This window comes from Mesorhizobium sp. SARCC-RB16n (assembly GCF_008520305.1).
Taxonomy (GTDB): Bacteria; Pseudomonadota; Alphaproteobacteria; order Rhizobiales; family Rhizobiaceae; genus Mesorhizobium.
In genome coordinates this window covers 1-744 of sequence record NZ_ML703286.1, presented here as the reverse complement: position 1 = coordinate 744, position 744 = coordinate 1, and the positions used below count along the sequence as shown (strand labels likewise).

The window sequence follows — 744 nt, the reverse complement described above, 5'->3', positions numbered from 1 at the left end:
TCGGCCAGCATCAGCCGCTCAACCGCCACTGAACGCTATGCCCGCGAAGGCGTGCCGCTCAGCCTGTCGACGCTCGCCCACCAGATCGGCGCCGGCGCCGCGGCGCTGACGCCGCTGTTCAAGCGGCTCGAAGCCCATGTGCTGACCGCTTCACGTCTGCATGGCGACGATACGACGGTTCCGGTCCTGGCCAAGGGCAAGACCGATACCGGCCGATTATGGCCCTATGTGCGCGATGACCGACCGTTCGGCGGTGTCGATCCGCCGGCGGCGGTGTTCTACTATTCCCGCGATCGCCGAGGGGAACATCCCGCGGCGCATCTCGCCGGCTGGAGCGGCATTCTGCAGATGCCTTTGGCGGTTATGGCGATCTCTATGCGGCGGGTCGTCAGCCGGCGCCTGTTCTGGAAGCCAGCTGCTGGGCCCACAGGCGGCGCAAAGTGTTCGAGCTGGCCGATATCGAAGCGGCGGCGCGCAAGGAGGCGCGCGGCGAGAAGCCCAACCTGGTCTATCCGCTAGCGGTTGAAGCCGTGAAGCGCATCGATGCCCTGTTCGATATCGAGCGCAAGATCAATGGCCTGTCGCCAGGTCAACGCCACGCCGTGCGCCAAGAGCGGAGCGTGCCGCTGGTCACCGAGCTCGAGCGCTGGATGATCGAGACGCGCGATAAGCTTTCGCGCGGACACGATCTGACCAAGCCTTCAACTACATGCTGCGCCGCAGTTATCCTTCACCCGCTTCCTC

The 744-nt window shown here is 65.5% G+C and carries 1 pseudogene; it reads left to right on the top strand.

The annotated features are described in order from the left end of the window. A pseudogene (locus C7I87_RS27825) lies at positions 1-744 on the top strand (IS66 family transposase); the annotation flags it as partial.